A 23871-nucleotide genomic window follows, 5' to 3' on the forward strand; every position below is an offset into this window, starting at 1 on the left:
GTCTTAGCGCAAAAACCCGAACTTCCCGCCACATTCGCCGGTCAAAGAGACAAGACTGGCGCCCGATGGGGCGCGCTCCGGACCGTTCGCCTCCGTCCCGGTGGTTTACTGGGACCGCGTTGTGCAATGAAGGACGTGCGATAACGGGGGGGGGACCCGTCCGGCGTGCGCCCGGCCCTCGTGACCCCGCCGTTCCCGCAGCGGACGGAGGGCGGCAGTCCGTTTTGAACCGACAGGACCGTACCCGCAGTTAAGGAGTAAGGCGGCATGAGCATGGGCCACGAGGTTCGCTACCGCGTGCGCGGCGGCAGGCGGCTGCACGGCACCGTTTTCATCCAGGGCGCGAAGAACGCCGTCCTGCCGATGATCGGCGCTTCGCTGATGGCGTCCAAGGGCCGCACGGTCCTGCGCAACGTTCCGATCATCGAAGACGTGCGGCGCGCGGTGGAACTCGCCCGCGCGGTGGGCGCCAAAGCCGAGCTGCACGAGGCCGAGCGCACGCTCGTGATCGACGCCTCGGAGCTGGACAGCCCCGTGCTGCCGGCCGACATCGCGGCCCGTTTCCGGGGTTCGTTCCTGTTCGTGCCGGCCCTGCTGCACCGGCTCGGCGAGGCGGTGATCGAGGGCGTCGGCGGCTGCAACCTGGGCAGCCGGAACCTGGACTTCCACTACAACGGCTTCAAGCGGCTCGGCGCGACCGTGACCGAGCAGATGGGCGCCAACGGCGCGGGCCAGATCCACATCAAGGCCGGCGACCTGCGCGGCGGCACGCTCTACTGCGACACCCCCTCGCACACCGGCACCGAGAACCTGATCATGGCGGCGGCGCTGGCCCGCGGCACCACGCTGATCAAGAACGCCGCGCTGGAGCCCGAGGTGCTCGACAACATCGCGCTGCTGCAGGCGATGGGCGCCCGGATCAGCGGCGGCGGCACCGGTTTCGTCACCGTCGAGGGCGTGGGCGAGCTGTCGGCCGTCGAGCACACCGTGATGCCGGACCGGATCGACACCGGCGTGTTCGTGATGGCCGCCGCGATCACCGGCGGCGACCTCAACCTGGTGGGCGCCAACCTGGAGCACCTCGGCGTCGCCGCCGACAAGCTGGAGCAGATGGGCCTGGAGTTCCACCAGCAGGGCGCGGTCCTGCAGGTGCGCCGGGAGCGCGGGCTGCGCCCCATAAACGTCATCACCGACGAGTACCCGGGCTTCGCCACCGACCTGCAGTCGCCGATCATGGCGCTGTCCTGCCTGGCCGACGGGCCCTCCTACATCTACGAGCGCATCTTCGACGGCCGCTTCAAGCTGGCCGACGAGCTGACGAAGATGGGCGCCGACATCGAGGTCAACGGCAACCGGGCCAAGGTCAACGGCCCCGGCTCGCTGCGCGGCGCCGAGGTGGAGGCGCACGACCTGCGCTGCGGGAGCGCGCTGGTCCTGGCCGGCCTGGCCGCCGAGGGCGAGACCACGATCACCTCGGCCTACTACCTCGACCGCGGGCACGCGCACACCGCCGAGCGGCTGTCCCAGCTCGGCGCCGAGATCACCCGCGAGACCGACTGACCCTCGGGGCGCCTCCGCGGCACCCGCCGGCGAGGCGGCCGCGGAAGCGCCCCCGAAGCGCCTCGCACGGTTTCCGAAACGCCGTCCGAGCGCGCCGAACCGCCGTCCGGAAAGGGCCTGCGAAGCGCCGTCCGGAACGCCCGTCCGGCCTCCGGCGTCGCCCGGAGGCCGCGCCCGCCCGGGGACCCCTCAGCGGAGATGGTCTCCGGGCGTCCTCACGTCCTCCCTGCGGGAACTTCCGGCCGTTCCGACGCCGGAGTCCGCGGGCCGGTCAGAAGACCCCTTACAGCGGATCTGACCGCTTCTCCTGACCCGCATCTGACTTCCCGGGCCCCGAACCGGCCCCGGAGTCCGCGCCGCGGGCACGTTCCGTGGCCGATGGTGGACGTCAACACGCGGGTCAAGGTTTGGGGCGTCCTCGTACGGTTCGGAGGTCACCGGCCGTCCCGGCGCCCGTATGACCGGCGAAAACTTTCGTGCGGACGCGTCCCGGCACTCCGGTCACCGAAAAAAGTGCGGATCGCTCGCATTTCAGGGCCCCCCGAAGACGGGACGGTCGATTTTCGGTCCCTGCGTACACTAATCGGACGTGACAGGGGCTCCCGTAGTGCGCATCGGCGCCGTGCACAGGCCCTCGCGGTGTTTTCGGGTCTTGTTTTTCAACTTCGGACGACCGAAGATGCAGGATCAAGACTGACCGATTGGTGACAAATTACTGACTAGGGGGTCGCGTAGGTTACTTTTTCGCCGCACTCTTGATTCGATTTCGCGTCTGGGCGTCACACCAGGTCGCCCTGACCCGATCTGCCCACTGAGGAACGAATCGCGGGATTGCGGTGCAGGGTCAGAAGGCAGGGGCGACAAGCCATGAGTCAACCGTTGGGCGGAGCGTGCGCGAACGCATGGCCGGGGCAGGACCCCCACCAAGAGCATGGTCGGGAAGCGAGCGATCGCCGATGACGGCCACGAGAACGGGATCGGTCACGCCCGATCTCACGATCGGCGTCGTCGGCCCGCATGACCTGGTCGAACGGGTCATGCTGATGGGACACGGTCCCACGCCGGTGCCGAGCCGGCTGGTGGCCGCCGCATATCGGGACGAGCAGGAGGCGGCCGACAAGGTCGTACGGCTGGGCTCCGGGGTGGACGTGTGCCTGTTCGCCAGCCCGGTGCCGTACGACTTCGCCCGCAAGGCCGGCGTGCTGACCATGCCGGCCACCTACGTGCCGCTGAACGGCGCCGCCCTGCAGGGCGCGCTGCTGCGGGCCTCCCTCGACGAGCGCTTCGACCCGGGACGGGTGAGCATCGACGTGCTCGGCCGGGCCGAGGTCGAGGAGGCGTACGCGGAGATCAGCCTCGGCACCGAGCAGGTCCACCTGCGCGAGGAGGCCGCCGGGCCGGGCACGCTGGCCGCCTTCCACGAGCGGCTGTGGCGGCGCGGCGCGACCACCGTCGCGATGACGTGCGTGCACGCCACCGCCGAACGCATGGAGATGGCCGGGGTGCCGACCATCCGGGTGCGCCCCACCGGCGCGGCGATCCGCAGCTCGCTGCAGACCGCGGCGCTGCTCGGCGCCCACCACCGGCTGGAGGAGTCGCAGCTGGTGGTCGTGCTGGTGGACGTGCCGACGCTGCGCGAGACCCCGCGCCGCGTCACCCCCAGGTACTGGCGCGACGAGCTGAAACTGGCGCTGCACCGGGTGCTCCTCCAGGAGGCGCACCGGATGAACGCGTCGGTGTGGCCGCTGGACGACCACAGCTACCTCGTCATCGCCACCCGGGGCTCGGTCACCGCCAGCACCGAGGGCTTCCGGACGCCGCCGTTCGTCGAGCGCGTCCGCGAGGAACTGGGGCTGGCGATCGAGGTCGGCATCGGGATGGGCCGCACGGCGCACGAGGCGGAGACGCATGCCCGCGCCGCGCTGGCCCGCTCGCAGAGCTCGCAGCGCGCGCAGGGCTTCGCCCTGGACCGCGACGGCCGCGCGCTCGTCCCGGCGCCGCGCACGCCACCGCGCGCGCAGCCGCAGGCCAAGCCGAAGGGCCTGGAGATCCTCGCCCGGCTCGCCGACAAGCTCGGCGACCAGGAGCAGCCGCTGATCGTGGACGCGGAGAACGCCGGCAAGATGCTCGGCGTCACCCCCCGCACCGCCCGGCGCCTGCTGCGCACGCTGGTCGAGGAGGGCCTGGCCTGGCCGCTGCCGCCGAACCGGACCCCGCAGCCGGGCCGGCCGCGGCAGCTCTACCGGCTGATCGTCGAAAAGCTGGGCCCCAAGGCCGGGACCTGAGAGGGAGGCGTCCAGTTCTCAAGGTCGCCGGACCTCAGCCACCGCGCGAGCGCGTTACCTGCCCGGTGAGGCGACGCCGAAGGCGAGTCTCGCCGGGCAGATCGCGAAGCGATGCCGCGGTCGCCTGACCCCGGTCAGGGGACGAGCCGCCAGGCGAGTCGCCTGGGCCGGGGTTACAGGGACACAGCGCGGTGGGGGTAGGCCTTCGCCACGGCGAGGAAGGCCTCGTTCTCCTCGGGCGACCCGATGGAGACGCGGGCACCCTCGCCCGCGAACGGGCGGACGCTGACCCCCTGCGCGTCGCAGGCCGCGGAGAAGTCCAGGGTGCGCTCTCCGAGCCGCAGCCAGACGAAATTGGCCTCCGTCGGGGGCACCGTCCAGCCGTCGGCCAGTAGGCCGTCACGGACCCGCTCGCGCTCCTGCACGGTGCTCTCCACCCGCTCCAGGAGCTCGTCCGCCGCCGCCAGGGACGCCACCGCCGCCGCCTGCGCGATCGCGTTCACGCTGAACGGCAGGTGCGTCTTGCGGATCGCCTCGGCCACCACCGGATGCGCCGCCAGGAAGCCCGCCCGCAGGCCCGCCAGCCCGTACGCCTTGGAGAACGTCCGCAGGACCGCCAGGTTGGGACGCTCCGGGTAGAGGTCGAAGCCGTCGGGGACGTCGGCGTCGCGGATGTACTCGCGGTACGCCTCGTCCAGGACCACCAGGCAGTCGGCCGGCACCCGGTCCAGGAACCTCTCCAACTCGGCGCGGCGCACCACGGTGCCGGTCGGGTTGTTCGGGTTGCAGACCAGGATCAGTCGGGTGCGGTCGGTGATCGCGTCGGCCATGGCGTCCAGGTCGTGGGTCTCGTCCCGCAGCGGCACCTGCACCGGCTCCGCGCCCGCCAGCGCCACCAGCAGCGGGTACGCCTCGAACGACCGCCACGCGTACACCACCTCGGCGCCCGGCTCGGACACGGCCTCCAGCAGCATCTGGGTGACCCCGACCGACCCGCAGCCCACCGCTACGTGATCCGCGGGGATCTTGTAACGGGCGGAGATCGCCTCCACGAGCGCGGTGCAGTTGTTGTCCGGGTAGCGGTTCACCCGCTGCGCCGCCTCGCTGATCGCGGTCAGAACCGAGGGGAGGGGCCCGTGCGGCGACTCGTTCGACGACAGCTTGAACGAGCGCCCCTCGGGCGACACCACGGCCTTGCCGGGCTTGTACGCCTGGAACCGGTCGAGCACGGAGCGGAAGCGCGGGGTGATTGCCTCGGACACCGTTGTCCTCCTCGTTCTACGGTCGTGCGCTCAGCCTACGAGCCGTCCGGGGACGACGGAGGCACGCCCTGCCGCATCATCCAGCAGATGGTGACGATCCGGACGAACTCCCAGTCCCGCGTGCTGTCCGGCCACCAGCCGCGCTCGAACGCCTCCTCGGCGAACCCGTGCAGGTAGTTCATCAGCGCGTCCGGCGCGGGCCGGGAGCCGCCGGGACCCACGAGCAGGTCGCGGACCGCCGCCGCGTGCTGGTCGACGGCCGCCGCCAGCGCCGGCGAACCGGCCATCTCCGCGATACCGGCATCACCGATGTCCCGGACGAGAAACCCCAGCTCTTCGGACAAATCGCCATCCATAGTGCCCCAAGCTAGCAATGCCGGACCGCTGGCCCGCACGATCCCCCGATCGTGGCCTGACCAGGTCAGGGACGGGGCCGCAGCATCGGCGGCCGCAACTGCTCGGCGTCGCCGCGCGAATACAGCTGCGCGGGCCGCCCGCCGTCCCGCGTCGTGGTCCGCCCGGTGGGGATCAGGAACCTGTCGGCGCCGGTCACCTTCCGGTGGAAGTTCCGCGGATCCAGCGGCGTCCCCCACACGATCTCGTACACCCGCCGCAGCTCGGCCACGGTGAACTCGGGCGGGCAGAACGCCGCCGCCAGCGAGGTGTACTCCAGCTTCGCCCGCGCCCGCTCCACCCCGTCGCACAGGATCCGCCGGTGGTCGAACGCCGCCCGGTCCCGCTCCTTGAGATCGTCCACGGCCGTCCACAGCACCTGCGCCCGGCTGGACGCCGGCAGATCCGGCGCCAGGCCCAGGTACGCCACGCTCACCACGCGCTGCCGCGGGTCGCGGTCCGGGTAGCCGTACGTGGCGAGCTGCTCCAGGTGGATCCGCACGTCGGCCAACCCCGCCCGCTCCGCCATCAAGCGCGAAGCGGCCACCGGCAGGTCCTCGTCCAACTGGATGAACCCGCCCGGAAGCGACCAGCACCCGTCGTAGGGCGCCCGGTCACGCCGCCACATCAGCGCACTGAGCCGCTGCTCCCGCACGGTGAGCACGACAAGATCAACGGTGACGGCCAGGCGGGGCACGGACATACCACCGACTCTATTGGGGCCGCGCCACCACACACCCCCGAAAGCAAGGGCCCCTGCGGGAAACGAAAGGCCCCGCACTCCGGAGAGTGCGGGGCCGTCGAACCGGGTCAGTCGTTGTCGGACGGGGCGCTCTTCACCACCGGGACGCCATTGGGCCCATGGGCGCCGTTCATGTTGGCGAGCAGGGTCCGGGCCAGGCCCAGGCCGGTGCCGCCCAGGGTGAGGGCCTTGGCGAGCATCTCCTCCACACCCTCGGCGCCGTTCAGGACGACCATGTTGTCGACGTTGCCGAACACGCCCGCGCCGGCCTCGACGATCTGCGGCCAGTTCTCGGCGAGCTGCTGGGCGATGACGGCCTCCTGGTTCTCCGCCAGCGCCTGCGCCCGCGCCTTGATCGCCTCGGCCTCGGCCAGGCCCTTGCGGCGGGTGGCCTCCGCCTCGGCCTCACCCATCAGCCGGACGGCCTCGGACTCGCGCTGCGCCTTGAGCTGGACCTCGGTGGCCGCCGCCTGGGCGTAGGCGATGCGCTCCTCGCGCTCGGCCTCGGCCAGCTTGACCTGCTCGTACGCCTTGGCGTCGGCGGGCTTGCGGATCTGGCTCTCCAGCTGCCGCTCGGTGCGCTCGGCCTCCAGCTCGGCGTTGCGGGTCTCGCGCTGGATGACCTCCTGGCGGGCCTGCTGCTCGGCCTGCTTGACCTGGCCGTCGTACTCGGCTTTCTTGATCTCGGTGTCGCGGATGACCGCGGCCTTGAGCCGCTCGGTCTCCTGCTCGCGCTGGGTGGCCTCCTGGTCCCGCTCGGCCTCCGCGATCCGGGCCGACGCGGCCACCTTGGCGGCGTGCGGGCGGCCCAGGTTGGTGATGTACCCGGTCTCGTCGTCGATCTCCTGGATCTGCAGCGAGTCGACGACCAGGCCCAGCTTGCTCATCTCGTCGGCCGCGGAGCTGCGCGTCTCGCTGGTCAGCCGCTCCCGGTTGAGGATCAGGTCCTCGACGGTCAGGTTGCCGATGATCGAGCGCAGGTGGCCGGTGAACAGCTCGTGGATGGCGTCGTTCATGGAGTCCTGCTGCTCCAGGAAGCGCCGGGCGGCGTTGGCGATGGAGACGAAGTCGTCGCCGACCTTGTAGATGACCACGCCGCGCACCTTGACCGGGATGCCCTGCTGGGTGACGCAGTTGACCTCGAGGTTGGCGGCCCGGCTGTCGAGCCGGAGCCGGCGCGCCACCTGGAAGCCGGGCAGCACCGAGGTGCCCTTGCCGGTGATGATCTTGAAGCCGAGGCTGTCCACCCCGTCGATCGGCTTGGACTTGGCACCGAGCCCCGAGATGATCAGGGCCTCGTTCGGTTCCGCCACCCGCCAGACCATCTTGAAGAGAATGATCAGGACGATGACGGCGACGACCGCGAGAACCGCCACCATGACCACGGGCATACGACCTCCTCAAGGGCCAGGAGGAGTGGAACAAACCCCTCGTTGTGCCCCCTTGGACGCAGAAAACGCGCGTTCGGTTCTCCCCGAAGGTCTCGAACCCGTATCGAATCCCTAGACCAGCGCCTGGGCCACGTACACCGTGCGCGGCGGGTGGTACTCGACGACCACCACGATCATCCCCACCGTGAACTCGTCGCGCGGATCGCTCGGATGGGCGTAGAACGCCTCCGCCCCGCCGCGGACCGGGATCATGACCTCTCCGACCAGACCGGGCCCGATCCTGCCGGTGACCCGTCCCTCCTTGCCGATCAAGGGCTCCCCCGCTCGTTCACGCCGTCAGGTAGGGGAACGCTATCCGTTCCGCCCGACCGGCCGCGAGTGGGACCCGATCAAGGAAGGATGCGCTTGGCCTGTGCGTCGGCCAGCCGGGCGAGCTGCTCCGCCTCGGCCCGCGTCGCCGCCCCCCCGATCAGGCTGATCGTGGCCAGGTAACGCCGCCCCCGCAGCACCACGTACCACGTCTTGAGCTGGGACGACCCGCTGAGCGTGCTCACCCCGACCGTGCGGGACCCCTCCCCGATGGTGCCGGGCGGGGACTCGAACACCTTGTGGTCGGCCCACTGGTCGCCGACCTTGGTCCGGAACGTCAGGCACCCCGGAGGCACACGGGCGCTCACGTGCTTCTCGGCGGCGTCGGCGGGCATCGCCATGAGCGTCTCGGTGACGTTCTGCCCGTTGTCCTTGACGAACGCGGTGATCGCCGTCGGCGCGCTCTTGTCCATCGGCGGCGACCCGGGCCGCGCCCCGCCCGCGTTGCTGCACCGCGGCTTGTCGATGGTGACCTGGCGCTGCAGCTGGTTGAAGTTCTGGATGGACTTCAGCCCGCCGTACTCGCCGGAGTCGGGCTCCCCCGCCCTCCGGTAACCGGGAAGCTCGGCGAGCAGCGCCTGTTCGAGCTGGTCGGAGGTGTAGGACGTACCCGCCAGCGCGGCCCGCCCGTTCGCCTTCACCTGCTGCCCCGGATCGTCGTCACCGCCACCGCCGCACGCGACCGCGGCCGTGGCCGTCACCGTCAGGAGCATCGCCGTCGAAAGGAGCCTCTGGGCCATGCCTGGTGACACTACGACCGCCACCCCGGCGACCACCCCCGCCGACACGCCCTTTACCCAACCGTGGCGCCCAGCCATCCCCCGACGCCCTGGTCAACGCCGGCTATGAATGCCCGGCCCCGCAGCGACCGCAACGGCGACCGCCAAATACTGTCCGGCCCGTAGCGGAGCGCCAGCGGAGTGGAGGGACGGGCGGGTGGTGTGGAGGGTCGCCCCTCCACAATCAACGAGAGTCGGCGCGCTCGTTGTACGTGCCGGCGTACTCCTGGCCGGACATCTTCTGGATGGTTTCGACGATCTCGTCGGTGATGGCGCGGCGGGCCTTGGCCGGGGGGAGGTCGCGGTAGTGGGAGAAGTCGATCGGGGGGCCGATCCGGACGGTGGGGCGGGGGCCCAGGAAGCGGGGCATGCCGGCGCCGATGGGCTGGACCTTCTCCGTGCCTTCGAGGGCGACGGGGAGGACGCGGGCGCCGGAGGCGAGGACGAGCCAGCCGACGCCGGTGCGGCCGCGGTAGAGGCGGCCGTCGAGGGAGCGGGTGCCCTCGGGGTAGATGGCGAAGGCGCCGCTGTTGTCGAGGACGTCCGCGGCCTGTTCGAGGGCGCCCATGGCGGCGCGCTGGGCGCCGCGCTTGATGGGGACGTGGCCGAGCGTGGTCAGGAACCAGCGGACGAACCAGCCCTTGAGGCCCTTGCCCTCGAAGTAGTCGGCCTTGGCGATGTAGGTCACCGGGCGCGGGAGCACCAGCGGGATGATGAAGCTGTCGATGAACGACAGGTGGTTGCTCGCCACGATGAGCGGCCCGTACAGCGGGACGTTCTCGACCCCCTCGACCCGCGGCCGGAAAAGGGCGCGCAGGATCGGGGCGACGACGCGCGACATGAACGTGTAGAACACCCAGCCTCCAGAATTCGGCACCGCCACTGTAACGTCTGCGCCGTTCCGTCCCCCACCTCCATCACCTTTTGCCCCGGTCTTGAACGTCCCGGAATGTGGGATGGCGCAGGTCAGGGCGGGCGGGTACGGGGGTGGGCGGGCGCGGCGGAAGTCGCCGACATTGGACGGGCGATCCAATCCCCGGCCATTTCTTACCCAAAAGTAGGTTTCCGATCGGTAGCTTTCCCGGCCGGATTGGGGGTTCCGGGGCCCCCGCACGGGCGAAGATCGGTTAACGTCGGGGACGTACGGGGCGACCAGGACCTTTGCCCAGCGGGCTTGGATTGCGGGCACGGGTGCGCGATCCTGAGCGCACGGGGTCGGGTCGCGGGTAGCTCATACTCGGGGCGGGAGGTTGCCCATGGACTTCGACGTGAATCTGCTCCGCCAGGACCGCTGCTCCGTCGTTCGGGTGCGCGGCGAGATCGACGTGGTGTCCCGCGAGCCGTTCGAGGCCACGATGTCGGAGGCGCTGGAGGCGGGCGGCCCGATGGTCGTCGACATGCGGCAGGTCACCTTCTGCGACTCCACCGGGCTGAACGCGATCGTCACCGCCAACAAGCGGGCCATCGAGCGCGGCACCGCGATCGCGCTGGTGGCGCTGCCGCCGCGGGTGCGGCGGGTGTTCCGGATCACCGCGGTGGACGAGTTCATCCCGATCTACGACACGCTGCGGGAGGCGATCAGCGCGCTGCCGTCGGCGACCTCGTCCTCCTGAGGTCAGGAGCAGCCCTCGAACTGGGGGACGCCGGTGGTCAGCCGCAGCCCGGACTCGCCGAACCACTTCTCCAGCAGCCGCTGGGCGTGGCCCGACTGGTACATCTGGGTGATCGCGCGGTTGACCGCCTCGCAGCCGTCCAGGTCGCCCTTGCGCAGCCCGACGCCGTACTTCTCGTCGGTGAACGGGGCGTTGATGATCTTCACCGGGCGGCCGCGGGCGAATCCGGCGAGGATCAGGTCGTCGGTGGAGACGGCGTCGATCCGCCCCTCGGCGAGCATGGTCATGCACGCGCTGTAGGTGGGCGACCGCACCCGCTCGGCGGCGATCTTCCGTTCCTCGATCACCCGCCGCCAGGAGTTGGAGCCGGTGACCTCGCAGAGCCGCTTGCCCTTGAGGTCGCGCACGTTGCGGATCGAGTCGTCGTCGGAGCGGACCAGGGTGTCCTGGTGCGGGACGTAGTAGGGCCCGGCGAAGGTGACCTTGGACTTGCGGGGCGCGGTGATGGAGTACGTGGCGAAGATCATGTCGACGGTGCCGGCCGCCAGCGCGTGCTCGCGGATCGACGACGGGGTGGTCTCGAACCTGACCCGGTCGCGCGGCACGCCGAGCCGCCCGGCGACGTAGAGGGCGGTGTCGACGTCGAAGCCGGTGTAGGCGCCGGACGCGTCGCGCAGGCCCAGCCCCGGCTGGTCGGCCTTCACGCCGATCACCAGGGAGCGTTTGGCGGCCACGGACTCCCGCTCGCCGCCGTCCAGGCCGCAGCCGGCCGCCGTGACCGCCGCGGCCAGCGCCGTCGCCGCGGCCGCGCTTCGGACGATCCTTCGCATGCTCTGCTCCTCCTCAGCGGAACTCGGCCAGCCGGGGCCGCACGCCCGCGAGGACCAGCCCCGCGATCGCCAGCGCCGCGACCGGCGGCAGCACCGTCCAGCCGCGCAGCCCGCCGTCGGCCGACCTGATCGCGCCGTCGAACGCGGCGCGGTGCACCGCGGCCTGCCGCACGAGGGCCTCGTCGTACTCCTGGAACGCGCTGATCGCGCCGGCGTTCCCCTGGCTCATCCGCAGCCTGATCGCGCCCGCCCGGTCGCCGTCGGCGACCATCTCCCGCATCCGCCGGTCGTTGTCCAGGACGGCGGCGTACGCGGTCATGGTGCGGGCCAGGGTGCGCCGTTCGGCGGCCGTGCGCGCCTTGGCGGCCTGGTCGCCGTAGAAGCCGAGGAAGTCGATCTGGTCGGGTTTGGTGGAGTACACCTGGACCGTCCGGCCGACCAGCGAGTAGTAGGTCTCCAGGTTGAGCGGGCGTTCCCCCGCGTCGAGGTAGAGCACCGAGAGCGCCTTGTCGAGGTAGGTCTGCTCGTAGGTGTCGGCGCGCCGCGGGTCGAGGAGGTAGCGGCTCTCGTCGGCGAACGCGCTGTGGCTGATCGCGCGGGCCCGGGACAGCGTCAGCATCGAGTCGAAGCCGTCCTCCTTGGCCGTCCTGAGGTGGTCGGCGTGCGCGGACAGCACGCCCAGGCCCGTCCCCACGAGCAGGAGGGTGCCGAGCGTGGCCACCGCGAGCGGCGGGTTGACCGTCCGGCGGAAGCGGCGGGCGAGGGAGAACTGCGCGGCGAGCAGCACCACCAGGAGCAGCCCGCCGGCGGCGGCGACCCAGGCCCGGCCGTTCTGGACGGCCTGCCGCTTGTCCTCGTACTCCTGCCGCACGGTCGCGCCGCTGTCGAGGGTGAGGTTGTAGGCGCGGGGGAGCAGTTCCATCCGCATCAGGTCGGTCGCCTGCCGGTAGGCGTTCAGGACGGCGGCGGGCGGCTCCCCGGCGGCGTGCGCGGCCTGCCGGTCCAGGACGAGCGCCTCGCCCACCAGCCGCTCGTACGAGCCGAGCGCCGCCATCGTCTCCCGGACGGTCCGCTGCCGGTCGGCGTCCTGCCCGGCGAGCTGGGCGGCCTGCACGAGCGCCTGCGCGGCCTCGCGGCGGCGCTGGTCGTACAGCTGCAGCGACCGGTCGTGGCCGATGCCGAGGCCGTGCTCGCGGCCGATCAGCAGCACGTCGGCGACCTGGGCGTCCATGTCGCTGAGCGCGAAGAACAGGTCGCCGGTGGCGACGACCTGCGGGCCCGCGTCGTGCCCGATGGTCTGCACGCCGTCGCGGGCGTTCCCGATCGCCATGGTCAGCGCGGCCAGGAGGAGGGCGGCGGCGCCCAGCGACAGCGCCACGTACAGGCGGATGCGGCCGGGCACGGTCTCCAGCCAGCGGCCCCGGAAGAACGTCCTCAGCAGGCTGCCCGGGTGGGCCACGGACATCGTCGCGGGCCGGCCTGCCTCGGGGGGCCGCGGCGCGGGCTTCGCCGTGGTCGTGGTCTGCGGGCTGCTCATGCGGGCGAACCTCCCCGGGACCCGGCCGGGGAACCGCCCGGCGGCCCCGCTCGGAGCACGAGGGTGAGAGTGGTCCAGGCGCCGACGTGGATCCGGTCGCCGTCGCCGACCGGGATCGGGACGTTGACGTCGACGGGCTTGGTGCCGCCGTTCAGCGTCGTGCCGTTCATGGAGCCGGGGTCGACGAGCGTCCACGTGCCGTCCGGCCGGGCGAGCAGCACGGCGTGCATGTGGGAGACGCCCGGGTCCTCCGGCGGGACGCTCAGGTCGATCTCAGGGGCCAGGCCCCTGGACGCGCTGCGCCGCCCGATGCGTATCGCTCCGCCCCGGCGCAGCTCTCCGGCCAGGTCGACGCGCCGCTCCGGGCAGTACGGGGGGAACGCGATCGAGGCGGCGTCCGGGCCGCCGAGCGCGATCACCGAGCCGTAGTACGCGCGGTCGGCGCTGATCACGACCGTCCAGAGCGCCTCCGGGCGGGCCGTGTCGATCGGAGGGGAGGGGGTGGACGGCGGCTCGGCGTACATCTGGGCGTTGCCGCTCACCTCCCCGGTCTCGAAATCGTAGGCGTCCACCTCGCAGAAGCGCCCCGAGCGCGGCGTCCCGCACAGCGGGCAGGGCTCGCCGCCCTCCGCCCCGGTCCCCCGCGCGGTCCCGGACGGCGGCGGCCCGGTCGCGCCGGCGTCGAGCCGGACGCGCGGTGCCCCCGGGATCAGCTCCCCGCAGACGTCGCAGAAGTCGGCGGAGCCGGACGTATGGCCGCTCGGGCAGATCGGCATGGCCTCACCCCTCGTCCCGGGGCGCCCGGGAACCCTGCGGCCCCGGCGGCCCTTGGGAAGTGGGACGCGTGGCACGGGTGCGCGGGTTGCCGTCCGGGGCCTCCCCGGTGCGGTGGGCGGTCCGCACGGTCCGCACCGACCGGGTGTCCAGCGACATCTCGTCGGCCTTGGAGACCTCCTTCTTCAGCCGCACCGTCCCCGACTCCTGGTCGATGACGTCCACGACCCGGTCCAGCAGCCCGGCGATCTGCTCGTTGCCGACCTCTCCGGCCAGCACCACCGCGCGTCCCAGCCGGGCCGTCGCGTGCTCCTCGTCGCCCTCCCGGCGCGCCTCAAGGCCCTCCTGGATGGCCTCGGCCAGCTCCGACTGGCCGGTGTGGATGGCGACGCGGGCGTTGATCCTGGTCGACTTGCCCTCGTCCTCGGTCCACTCGGCCAGCACGTTGCCCGCGGCCAGCTCGCGGTCCCCCTCGCCGGCGTCCGGGACGACGAGTTTCACCCAGGCGGCGCGCATCTGCCGTCCGACGTCCCCGGCCGGGACCTCCACGCACAGGTGGTACTCGCGGCCCTCGGCGCCCCACGCGCCCAGCGGGTAGTCCCCGATCTGCCCGGAGCCGGCCCGCCGGGCGGTGAGGTCCTCCACGGTCGGCACCATCTGCTTGAGGAAGCGCAGGCTCGCGTTCTGCGGCGTCCACACGCGCAGCACCACGTCCGCGACCCGCTTGTCCATGGCGGCGGCGGTCATCTCGCGGAAGTCGGCCTCCAGGTCCTGCGGGTCGGGGACGTCCAGGAACGTCCCCAGCAGCGCGGAGGCGATCTTGCGGAGCTCGGCCACGTTCCAGTCGGTGCCGACGCCGCGCGCGTCGCAGACGAACGAGCCGGAGCACTGCTCGAGGGCGGCGTCCAGTTCGGCGTCGCTCTCGTGCTGGTTCTTGCCGTCGGTGAGCAGGATCGCGTGCCGGACCGCGTCCCGGTGGTCCTCGAAAAGCCGGTCGGCCAGCCGCAGCCAGGACCCGATCGCGGTGCCGCCCGCCGCGTCCAGCCGGTTCACCGCGGTCAGCGCCTCCTGCCGGGTCGCGGCGTCCAGCCGGGCCGTCCGCTGCTCCCGCGGGTAGATCATCCGCGGCTGGTTGGCGCCCGCGACCACCGCGAAGTGCACGCCCTCGCGCAGCACGTTCAGCGCGGCCTTGGCGGCCCGCTTGGCCGCCGCCATCTTGCCCGAGTACGACATCGAGCCGGACGAGTCGATGATGATGACCTCGGCCGCCTCCGCGGAGGACGCCGCCGTGTCCGCGGGACCGGCCCCCGAGGCGGTGCCCGGGGCCGCCCCGGACGCCTCGACGGTGACGATGGCGTGCATCTCCCGGCCTCCCGCCGGGAGGTAGGGGTTCTGGTCGACACGGATGGTGAACTCGGGTAGGTCGCTCATCTGGGGGGCTCCCTGGGGGGTCCGTCCGGGGCATCGGGGGAGGGCGGTCGCGCTTGGGCGGGAGCGGGGGCGACGGCGGGTGTTCTCGGCGGGTACGGGATGAGCGCGACGGTGACGTTGTCGTGCCCGCCCTCGTCGAGCGCGGCCTGCACGAGGCTGCGCGCCAGCGGGAGCAGGCGCGCACCGGGCTCGGCGGAGGGTGACGCGGCGGGGGGCTCGGGGGACGGGGAGGCGGCGGCCCTGGTCAGGACCTCCTCCAGGAGGGACGGCTCGGGCAGGTGGTTCCACAGGCCGTCGCTGCAGATCAGGACCATGCCGGGGCCGCGCGGACGGAACGTCACCGCGTGCGGGGCGAACACGTCGGCGTCGGCGCCCAGCCAGCCGGTCAGCAGGTGCGCCCGGGGGTCGGAGCGGGCGGCGGCCTCGGTCATGGTGCGGCGCGCGATCATCAGGTCGGCCCAGGAGTCGTCCCGGGTGAGCAGCGCCGAACCGTGGCCGTTCGTGCCGTTGGTGCCGTTCGACGTGCCGTTGGGGGCGGCGCCGTCGCCCTCGAAGGGGATCCAGTACGCGCGGCTGTCGCCGACCCAGCCGATGGTGACGCTCCCCTGCCCCACGACGGCCGAGACGTAGGTGCAGGCGGGCGGGTTGTGCGGCGACTCGGCGAGACGGGTCACGGCGCTGTTGGCCCGGTCGACGGCGCCGCGCGTCGCGTCCTCCGGCCCGTCGCCCTCGACCAGCCGCTCGGCCAGCGTCACCACCCCGGTGTCGGCGGCGACCTGGGCGGCCCGGTCCGAGCCGGGCGCGGAGGCGACGCCGTCGCACACCACCGCGCACACCGTGCGGGGCAGCGCGGCCATCGCGATCGCGTCCTCGTTGCGGCCCCGGCGGTGCCCGAGATCGCTGATCCCGGCGGCCCGCACCCACCCCGCCGCCGGACCGGCCAGCTCGATCTCGACATGCTCGTTGCCGGCCGGCCGGCGCAGCCCGCAGTCGCCGCAGTAGCCCTCGGCATCGATGTCGGTGCCGCCGCAGTCGCCGCAGGCGGGGCCCGGTTCGGTCCGGGTGCGCCGGGACGAGGTCTCCAGCACCGCTTCGGGACGGATCTCCGGGATCTCGATGACGGCGCGCGGACCGTGCGGCGCCCGCCCGCACGCCTCGCAGAACCGGTCGCCCGGCTCCAGCGGCTCGCCGCACCAGGGGCAGGACAGCACCACGTCCTCGTCACCCGCTGGCTCGTGCCCGCCGCCGTTCTCACCCGTGCCGTCGTCCATCGTCAGAACAGCGTCCTCGGACGTACGGCGTTGGCCCGTTTGACCAGGGCGTGGCGGTCACCGGCACCGTCGGCGAGCTTGGCCAGCAGCCGGTAGGTGCGCTCCAGCCTGAGCCGCAGCGCCGGCTCGGTGAGGGGCGTCCCGAGCAACTCCGTGGGCCGCCCCTCCGCGGCCTCGCCCCCCGCGTCGCCGCCCTCGGCGGCCCGGCGCTTGGCGGCGGGCGTCAGCACGGGCGAGGGCATGGGGCCGGGCGTCGCCCACGCCTGCGCCCTCAGCCAGGCCAGCCCCGCCTCCAGCACCTCGGCCGCGTAGGCGTTGTAGCGCTCGGTGTCGAGCCGCAGCCCCTCCAGGCGGCGGCCCGCGCCGACGAGCGCGGCGGCGTCCAGCTCCGACGGCCTGCGCCCCCGGACGGCCGTGACGACCGCGGCGAGCTGCGCGGCAAGGTAGTTGCTGGAGATCCGCGGGACCGAGTCGAGCACCTCCTCGGCGCCCTTGCGGTCGCGCACCTCCAGCCGCACCCGGGCCAGCCCGAACGCCGCGCTCACGAACGTCGGATCGGTCCGCCACACGGTCTCGTAGTAGCGGGCGGCCTTGGACGTGCCGCCCTCGCACTCGTAACAGAACGCCAGCGCCAGCTTCGGCGCCGTCTCGCCCGGCATCAGGTCGTACAGGTCGTCGAAGATCTCCGACGCGTCGCGGAAGCGCCCGGCGGCCAGCGCGGCGGCGCCCCGGTACCAGTCGGCCCGCCAGTCGTCCGGCTGGCCCGCCGCGATGTCGTCCAGCACCCGGCCCGCCGCGTCCAGCTCGCCCAGCTCGATCCGGACCCGCGCCAGCGCCAGGCTCACCTCGGTCGACGGCATGGGCGCGGCGGCCAGCGCCGCGGCCAGCTCCTCGGGGTCGCGGGCGGTGAGACCGGCGAGGAACCCCGCCGCCGGGTCGGAACCGGCCACCAGCGGCACGGGCAGCGCCACGGCCGCGGCGACGGGCGAGAGCGGCGCCAGCACCGGGAGCATCCCGTCGGCCGCCGTACCGGTCAGGGCGGGCCGCGCGGCACCGCGGGCGCCGGCGGTCCGGTGCGCGCCGTTCGCCCGCGGCAGGACGACCCCGGCCGCCGGCCCGCTCACGATCTCCGTGCCGGCGGCGTGCTGCTCCGGGCCGAACAGCGCCGACGGCGCCGGGCGCGGGCGCGCGTCGTCGGCCGACAGCACCTCCCGCAGCACCCCGGTGAGCTGCTCGGCCATCTCCTCGGCGCTCTGGAACCGCAGCGCCGGATCCATGTGCGTGGCCCGGCGCAGCAGCCGGTAGTACGACTCGTACCGCACCAGCAGCGGCACCTCGTCCCGCGGCGGCAGGCTGCGCAGGTGGCGCCCGGTGTAGCCGCGGAACGGGAAGCTCAGCACCGCCAGCGCGCGGCCCACCGTGTAGAGGTCCGAGCTCACCGACGGGCCCTGGTCGGCGATCTCCGGGGCCTGGTAGCCGGGCGTGCCGAAGATCGGGCTGTTGACGTCGAACGCCCGCCGCACCCCGCCCAGGTCGATCAGCTTGAGCTGCTCCTCCGACTGGATCGCGTTGTCGGGCTTGAAGTCGCAGTAGAGCAGGCCGACCCCGTGCAGGTAGCCGAAGGCGCGCAGCACCTCCAGCCCGTACGCGATCACCTGCCCGAGCGGGAGCGCGGCGTGCTCGCCCTCCTCCCGGCGGCGGCGCAGCAGGATGTCCTTCAGGGACCGGCCGCCGACGTACTCCATGACGATGTAGCCGGACCCGCCGTGCCGCACGAAGTTGTAGATCTTGACGATGTTGGGGTGCTCGACCTCGGCCAGGAACGCCCGCTCGGCGGTCGCGGCGGCCAGCGAGTCGGAGTCGCCGGTGTCCAGCAGGCCCTTCAGCACCACCCAGCGGCCGCTGACGTTGTGGTCGCGGGCCAGGTAGACCCAGCCGAGACCGCCGTGCGCCAGGCAGCCGAGGACCTCGTACTGCCCGCCGAGCCAGTCGCCCGGGTTCAGCTTCGGATTGAACGAGAACGGGTGCCCGCAGCTCTTGCAGAAGCCCTCCGTCCGGCCCCGACGCCCCTCCCGGCCGCGCCCCACCGGAGCCTCGCAGCGGCTGCAGAACCGGCGGTTCTCCGGGACCTCCGGCCGCTCCATGACCGCGTCGGCGGGATCACGGTACGGGACGGGCGGCACCTCCACCAGCCCGGCGCCGAGCATGCCGCGCCGCGCCTGCGCGGTGGAGCCCGTCCCGCCGCCGCCCATGGTGCCGCGCGTCGCGGTCCGGCCGGACGAGCCCCGCGACCCGCGGGACCCGGACGACGCCCCGCCCGAGCCCGATCCGGAGCCGCCGGAGGAGGGGGCGGCCATCGCGGCGGGGGTCGTGGGCGACACCGAGCCCTCCTCGGGCGGCGCCGACCCCGGCAACCGCGCCCCGGAGGCCGTCCCGGCCGTCTCGACCGGCGCCGCCGAAGCGCCGGAGATCGGGGCCATCCCGCACAGATCGCAGAAGCCGTCCTCCACACTGCCCGAGCAGTCCACCTGGTCGCACAGCGTCATCGGCCCGCCTCCGTCCCGCCGCCGCCCTCGCGCTCCTTGATCGCCCGCTGGTACTCGGCCAGGGCCGCCGTGGCCCGGCGCAGATCGCACGGCGCCGTCCACAGCAGGCCCCGCGCCCGCCCGTACAACGCGGTCAACCGCTCATCCTCCGCGAACCCCAGCCGCCCCGCCTTCGCCCGGTACGCCTCCAGCCGCCCCCGCAGCTCGCCCCGCCGATCCAGCAGCCCGGTGCTCAGCGCCAGGTTGTCGCGGGCCCGCTCCAGCGCCGCCCCGGTCGCCCGATCCAGCTCGGCCACCCGCGCCGCCAGCTCCGCCCACCGGCCCGCCCGCCGCAGCCCCTCCAGATCGGCCAGCCGGTGCCGCAGCCCGCCGCCCAGCGACGGCGGCTCCGGCAGCCCGGCCGCCTCGATCTTCACGGTCGCGGTGGTGCGCGCCTCCCGGGCCCGCCGCTCGGCCTCCTCCACGTCGTCGATCGACGCCGTCACCACCGCCAGCCGCTGCTCGTACCCGTCCCGCAGCCGCGCCGCCTCCGCCAGCGACCCGCGCAGCGCCTCCAGCGCCACCCGCACCCGGTCCAGCCGGGACGTGTCCGCGCGGCCGTCGCTCACCAGCGCCAGCGGATCGGTACGGGCCAGCTGCCCCAGCGCGGACAGCTCGCGGCCCAGCCGGTCCAGCTCGGGATGGCGGGAACCGTCCAGCCCCTGCGCCAGCCGCGCCGTCTCCCGCCAGGTCTCCTCCACGTCCTCCAGCGGGACCAGCAGCGCCGTCCACGCCGCGTCCGCCGCCGCGACCACCTCGGCCGCGCGCGCGTACCCGGCCTCCATCTGCGCCACCGCCTCGTCCAGCGTGATCCGCTCCCGGGACTCGCCCAGCAGCGTCCGCCGCTCCAGCGGGATCTCGCCGCCCGGCACGTCCACCGACTCGCCCGCCAGCAGCCCGGTCAGCTCCACCAGCACCGCCGGACCCGGCCGGCCGTGCCGCGCCCGCAACTCCTCGACCTCGGCCAAAACCCGCTGGTACGCGTCGTACAGCCGCCAGACCAGGGCGATCTCCGCCCGGGCGTCCTCCCACCGCCGCCACGTCTCCCCGGCCAGCCGGGCGCCCTTCAGCAGCCGGTTGCCGTCGTGGCCCTCAAGATCGAGCAGCGCGGCGGAGATCTTCTCCTTCTCCTCCCGCAGGCCCCGCAGGGCGTGGTCGATCCCCTCACGGCTCATGGGCGCGGCAGCGCCGGCCCCGCTCTCGTTCACTCAAGCCCCGCGTTCCTGGTCCCCGTCGGTCAGGGGGTCGGTCGCCCGCACACGTGTCCCGCCCCCAGGATCCGGCGTACGCTCACTCACCAGTGTGATCGGTGACACTTTTCAGGACAAGCCGCCCCCGGAGCCGCCCAGTGATCGCCGCATGAATACCCCGCCGCCGATGACCGCGGAACCCGCTGGCCGCGTCCGGTCACCCCGCCCTCCGGCGCCCCGCCGCCGGGGGATGAGGCGATCATCACCTCCGCGGTGCTTGCAAACCGGGAACCACCTGGTATGAGGTGACGTTGCGATAAGGAACGATCCCCGATCGAGAGGAGTTGAGAGTCCGCAGTGTCGGACCCCAGTCATAGACCCGGCGAACCCGCCGGCCGGCGCGCCTCGGCAGCACGGGGCGCGTCATGCTGACCGCGACCTTGGGCGTCCTCGCCGTGTTCGTGCTGACCGCGGCGACCGGATACTTCGTGGCCCAGGAGTTCGCGTTCGTCGCCGCCGACCGCGCGCGGCTCACCGAGGCGGCCGACCGGGGCGACATCGGCGCCCGGCGCTCCCTCAAGGTCATCGGACGGCTCTCCTTCATGCTGTCGGGCGCGCAGCTCGGCATCACCATGACCACCCTGGTGGTCGGATTCATCGCCAAGCCCGCCCTGGCCGAACTGATCGAACCCCTCCTGCGCGTCACCGGCGTACCGCTGGGCGCCACCGGGGCGATCGCGCTGGCCACCGGATTCGTGGTCGCCACCCTCATCCAGATGCTGCTCGGCGAGCTGTTCCCCAAGAACCTGGCGTTGGCCCGCGCCGAGCAGCTGGCCCGCGCCCTGGCCGCCTCCACCCTCGTCTACCTGACGATCTTCGGCCCCATCATCCGGCTGTTCGACCGCTCCGCCGAGAAACTGCTGCGCGCCGTGGGCGTGGAACCGGTCGAGGAACTCCACAGCGGCGCCACCCTGGAGGAGCTCGGCGAGATCATCGGCCGCTCGCACAGCGCCGGGCTGCTGCCCGCCGACCTGTCCGGGCTGCTGGACCGGGCGCTGTCGTTCGGCGACCGCACCGCCGACGAGGTCATGGTGCCGCGGCCCCAGGTCGACACCCTGCCCGGCGACGCCACCGTCGCCGAGCTCACCGAGCTCATCGCCGCCACCGGCCACACCAACTACCCGGTGTACGGGCAGGACGTCGACGACGTCGTCGGCGTCGCCGGCGCCCGCGAGGTCGCCGACGACACCCTCGACCCGTCCACCCCGGTCCGCCGCATCGCCCGGCCGGCACTGCTCGTCCCGGGCAGCCAGCCGCTGTACGGCGTGATCGAGCACATGCGCGACAGCGGCGAGGAGTTCGCCTGCGTCGTCGACGAGTACGGCGGCCTCGCCGGCATCCTCACCTTCGAGGACGTCGCCGAGGAGCTCGTCGGGGAGATCACCGACGAGAACGACGCCGCCGAGCAGGCGCCCACCGCCGCCGCGGACGGCTCCTGGGTCGTCGACGCCGGCCTGCGCGTCGACGAGGTCGGCCGGCTCACCGGCCTCGACCTCCCCGAGGGCGAGGCGTACGACACCCTCGGCGGCCTCATCATGGCCCGGCTGCGCCGCCTGCCCGCCCCCGCCGACCGCCTCACCATCGACCTGGACGACGGCGCCCGGGTCGAACTGGAGGTCATCACGGTGCACCGCCGCGTCCCCGACGACGTCCGGCTCCGCACCCTCCCGGCCCTCGTCCCCGCGGGAGAGGCCCCGTGACCACCCTGCTGATCACCGTGCTGCTCCTGCTCGGCAACGGCTTCTTCGTCGCCTCCGAGTTCGCGCTGGTCGCCGCCAACCGGCCGCAGCTGGAACGGATCGCCGCCCGCGGCAGCCGTCCCGCCGCGGCCGCCGTCGCCGGCACCCGCGAGCTGTCGCTGATGCTGGCCGGCGCCCAGTTCGGCATCACCATGTGCTCGCTGGGCCTGGCCATCGTCACCGAGCCCGCCTTCGAGCACTTCCTCGAACCGCCGCTGCACGCCCTCGGCGTCCCCGAGGCCGGCTCCAAGGCCATCGCGCTCGCCACCGCGCTCGCCGTGGTGACGTTCCTGCACATGGTCATCGGGGAGATGGCGCCGAAGTCGTGGGCGATCGCCCACCCGGAACGCTCCGCGCTGATCCTGGCGCTGCCGTTCCGGGCGTTCGCGAAGGTGTCCCGGCCGATCCTGGCGTCCCTCAACAGCGTCACCAACGGGCTGATCCGGCTCATCGGGATCACCCCCAAGGACGAGCTGGACGACCACACCGACCCGCAGCGGCTCGGCCACCTGCTCGGCGAGTCCCGCCGGCTCGGCCTCATCGGCCGGCACGACCACGAGCTGCTGCGGCGCGCCATCTCGGCCCGCGAGGTGACCGTCGGGCACCTGGTCGTCCCGCGGACCGAGGTGACCACCATCGAGGCCGACGCGACCGCCGCCGGGATCCGCCGCACCGCGACCGCCAGCGGGCACAGCCGCCTGCTGGTCCGCAACGCCGACGGGACGATGGCGGGCATCGTCCACGTGCGGGCCGCCGTCACCGAACCCGACGGCGAGCGCCGCGCCGCCGAGCTGGCTCACCCGGCGCCCGTCCTGACCGCGGGCACCACCGTCCTGGACGCGGTCACCAGCCTGCGCCGCGACCGCGCCCAGCTGGCCGTCGTCAACGACGCCCAGGGCGCCTTCGCGGGCATCGTCACCCTGGACGACCTGCTGGCCGAACTCCTGGCGACCAACCCGCACTAACGTTGCGAGCATCTCGCGCCTGCGCAGCCCGCGTAGGTGTCGAGATGCTGCAACGGGATTCCTGGCGCATCCTGACCCCATGGAGGGACATCAGCACCACCACCGGCGGCCCCACTCCCACGCCTCCTCCGACAAGGTGGACGCGGCCATGGAATCGAGCGCCGAAGGCATCCGCGCCCTATGGATCTCCCTCGTCGTCCTAGGGGCCACCACCGTGCTCCAAGCGATCGTGGTCGCGATCTCGGGCTCGGTGGCGCTGCTGGGCGACACGCTCCACAACGCCGCCGACGCCCTCACCGCCGTCCCCCTCGGCATCGCGTTCCTCCTGGCCCGCCGCCCGCCCACCCGCCGCTACACCTACGGGTACGGACGCGCCGAGGACGTCGCGGGAATCCTCATCGTCCTCACCATCGCCGCGTCCGCCCTCGCCGCCGGCTACACGGCCCTGGAGAGACTCGCCGACCCCCGGCCGGTCACACACCTTTGGGCCGTCGCCATGGCCGCCCTCATCGGCTTCACAGGCAACGAACTCGTCGCCCGCTACCGCATCCGCGTGGGCCGCCGCATAGGCTCCGCCGCCCTCGTCGCGGACGGCCTCCACGCACGCACCGACGGCTTCACCTCACTCGCCGTCCTCCTAGGCGCGGGCGGCGTCGCCCTGGGACTCCCCTGGGCCGACCCCGTCATCGGCCTCCTCATCACCCTCGCGATCCTCGCCGTCCTCCGGCAGGCCGCCCTGGAGATCTGGCACCGCCTCATGGACGCCGTCGACCCCGACCTCGTCGACAAGGCCGAAGCCGCCCTCACCTCAACACCAGGCGTCCTGGACGTGGGCGACATCCGCCTCCGCTGGATCGGCCACCGCCTCCGCGCCGAATGCGACGTCATCGTGGACCCGTCCGCCACCCTCGTCCAAGCCCACCGGATCGCCGTGGACGCCGAACACGGCCTCCTCCACGCCCTCCCGCGCCTCACCGGTGCCCTCGTCCACCCCGATCCCGAGCCCCGCGATGGCATAGATCACCACGCCGCGCTGAGCGCTCATCGCGTGTGAGACGTTATTCCCAGTACAAGGGGGAATGGATAGGCCCCGAA

The 23871-nt window shown here is 73.0% G+C and carries 20 protein-coding genes; 6 read left to right on the top strand and 14 right to left on the bottom strand.

Annotated features, from left to right (window positions below):
* Positions 1 to 273 precede the first annotated feature (273 nt).
* Both murA and ACFPZN_RS17260 read left to right on the top strand, forming a co-directional pair.
* Positions 274 to 1560 carry a UDP-N-acetylglucosamine 1-carboxyvinyltransferase gene (gene murA, locus ACFPZN_RS17255; RefSeq protein WP_378283025.1) on the top strand — a complete coding sequence of 429 codons (1287 nt, stop codon included), beginning with the start codon at positions 274 to 276 and terminating at the stop codon, positions 1558 to 1560.
* A gap of 956 nt (positions 1561 to 2516) precedes the next feature.
* Positions 2517 to 3845: a transcriptional regulator gene (locus tag ACFPZN_RS17260; RefSeq protein WP_378282996.1), complete on the top strand. Its 1329-nt coding sequence runs from the start codon at positions 2517 to 2519 to the stop codon at positions 3843 to 3845.
* A 173-nt stretch (positions 3846 to 4018) separates the two neighbouring features.
* On the opposite strand, the gene hisC is transcribed toward ACFPZN_RS17260, so the two are convergent.
* The 7 genes from hisC to ACFPZN_RS17295 all read right to left on the bottom strand — a co-directional run bounded on the left by hisC (position 4019) and on the right by ACFPZN_RS17295 (position 9637).
* A complete protein-coding gene (gene hisC, locus ACFPZN_RS17265; protein ID WP_378282997.1) occupies positions 4019 to 5107 on the bottom strand; it encodes a histidinol-phosphate transaminase in 1089 nt (362 codons plus the stop codon).
* A gap of 35 nt (positions 5108 to 5142) precedes the next feature.
* A complete protein-coding gene (locus ACFPZN_RS17270) occupies positions 5143 to 5451 on the bottom strand; it encodes a DUF6401 family natural product biosynthesis protein (RefSeq protein ID WP_378282998.1) in 309 nt (102 codons plus the stop codon).
* Between the two features lie 77 nt (positions 5452 to 5528).
* A complete protein-coding gene (locus ACFPZN_RS17275; RefSeq protein WP_378282999.1) occupies positions 5529 to 6203 on the bottom strand; it encodes an NUDIX hydrolase in 675 nt (224 codons plus the stop codon).
* Positions 6204 to 6310: 107 nt separating this feature from the next.
* Positions 6311 to 7633, bottom strand: coding sequence for a flotillin family protein (locus tag ACFPZN_RS17280; RefSeq protein ID WP_378283000.1), 1323 nt, complete (start codon positions 7631 to 7633; stop codon positions 6311 to 6313).
* A 111-nt stretch (positions 7634 to 7744) separates the two neighbouring features.
* Positions 7745 to 7945, bottom strand: a complete 201-nt coding sequence (locus tag ACFPZN_RS17285; RefSeq protein ID WP_378283001.1) for a hypothetical protein — start codon at positions 7943 to 7945, stop codon at positions 7745 to 7747.
* Positions 7946 to 8022: 77 nt separating this feature from the next.
* Positions 8023 to 8742, bottom strand: coding sequence for a hypothetical protein (locus tag ACFPZN_RS17290; RefSeq protein WP_378283002.1), 720 nt, complete (start codon positions 8740 to 8742; stop codon positions 8023 to 8025).
* 223 nt (positions 8743 to 8965) lie between these two features.
* Entirely contained in the window at positions 8966 to 9637 is a 672-nt protein-coding gene (locus tag ACFPZN_RS17295) for a lysophospholipid acyltransferase family protein (RefSeq protein ID WP_378283026.1), read from the bottom strand.
* 400 nt (positions 9638 to 10037) lie between these two features.
* On the opposite strand from ACFPZN_RS17295, the gene ACFPZN_RS17300 reads away from it, so the two are divergent.
* On the top strand, positions 10038 to 10394 hold the full coding sequence (locus ACFPZN_RS17300) for an STAS domain-containing protein (RefSeq protein ID WP_378283003.1): 357 nt from the start codon (positions 10038 to 10040) through the stop codon (positions 10392 to 10394).
* A 2-nt stretch (positions 10395 to 10396) separates the two neighbouring features.
* On the opposite strand, the gene ACFPZN_RS17305 is transcribed toward ACFPZN_RS17300, so the two are convergent.
* From ACFPZN_RS17305 to ACFPZN_RS17335, 7 genes are read right to left on the bottom strand one after another with little or no spacing between them, the layout of a single operon-like run.
* A complete protein-coding gene (locus ACFPZN_RS17305; RefSeq protein ID WP_378283004.1) occupies positions 10397 to 11224 on the bottom strand; it encodes a glutamate ABC transporter substrate-binding protein in 828 nt (275 codons plus the stop codon).
* A 13-nt stretch (positions 11225 to 11237) separates the two neighbouring features.
* Positions 11238 to 12761, bottom strand: a complete 1524-nt coding sequence (locus ACFPZN_RS17310) for a hypothetical protein (RefSeq protein WP_378283005.1) — start codon at positions 12759 to 12761, stop codon at positions 11238 to 11240.
* Entirely contained in the window at positions 12758 to 13537 is a 780-nt protein-coding gene (locus ACFPZN_RS17315) for an FHA domain-containing protein (RefSeq protein ID WP_378283006.1), read from the bottom strand. The genes ACFPZN_RS17310 and ACFPZN_RS17315 overlap by 4 nt, the downstream gene beginning before the upstream one ends.
* A gap of 4 nt (positions 13538 to 13541) precedes the next feature.
* Entirely contained in the window at positions 13542 to 14966 is a 1425-nt protein-coding gene (locus ACFPZN_RS17320; protein ID WP_378283007.1) for a VWA domain-containing protein, read from the bottom strand.
* Positions 14963 to 16237: a protein phosphatase 2C domain-containing protein gene (locus tag ACFPZN_RS17325; RefSeq protein WP_378283008.1), complete on the bottom strand. Its 1275-nt coding sequence runs from the start codon at positions 16235 to 16237 to the stop codon at positions 14963 to 14965. The genes ACFPZN_RS17320 and ACFPZN_RS17325 overlap by 4 nt, the downstream gene beginning before the upstream one ends.
* Positions 16238 to 16239: 2 nt before the next feature.
* Positions 16240 to 18783: a serine/threonine-protein kinase gene (locus tag ACFPZN_RS17330; protein ID WP_378283009.1), complete on the bottom strand. Its 2544-nt coding sequence runs from the start codon at positions 18781 to 18783 to the stop codon at positions 16240 to 16242.
* The gene (locus tag ACFPZN_RS17335; protein WP_378283010.1) at positions 18780 to 19997 is read right to left on the bottom strand and encodes a hypothetical protein; all 1218 of its coding nucleotides are present in this window, start codon (positions 19995 to 19997) and stop codon (positions 18780 to 18782) included. The genes ACFPZN_RS17330 and ACFPZN_RS17335 overlap by 4 nt, the downstream gene beginning before the upstream one ends.
* A gap of 440 nt (positions 19998 to 20437) precedes the next feature.
* On the opposite strand from ACFPZN_RS17335, the gene ACFPZN_RS17340 reads away from it, so the two are divergent.
* The 3 genes from ACFPZN_RS17340 to ACFPZN_RS17350 all read left to right on the top strand — a co-directional run bounded on the left by ACFPZN_RS17340 (position 20438) and on the right by ACFPZN_RS17350 (position 23830).
* Entirely contained in the window at positions 20438 to 21772 is a 1335-nt protein-coding gene (locus ACFPZN_RS17340) for a hemolysin family protein (RefSeq protein ID WP_378283011.1), read from the top strand.
* Positions 21769 to 22776 (top strand): hemolysin family protein, encoded by a 1008-nt coding sequence (locus ACFPZN_RS17345; RefSeq protein WP_378283012.1) that lies wholly within the window; start codon positions 21769 to 21771, stop codon positions 22774 to 22776. The genes ACFPZN_RS17340 and ACFPZN_RS17345 overlap by 4 nt, the downstream gene beginning before the upstream one ends.
* A gap of 79 nt (positions 22777 to 22855) precedes the next feature.
* Positions 22856 to 23830, top strand: a complete 975-nt coding sequence (locus ACFPZN_RS17350; protein WP_378283013.1) for a cation diffusion facilitator family transporter — start codon at positions 22856 to 22858, stop codon at positions 23828 to 23830.
* Positions 23831 to 23871 lie beyond the last annotated feature (41 nt).

Origin of the sequence: Actinomadura rugatobispora (assembly GCF_042656285.1) — a bacterium.
Classification (GTDB): Bacteria; Actinomycetota; Actinomycetes; order Streptosporangiales; family Streptosporangiaceae; genus Spirillospora; species Spirillospora rugatobispora.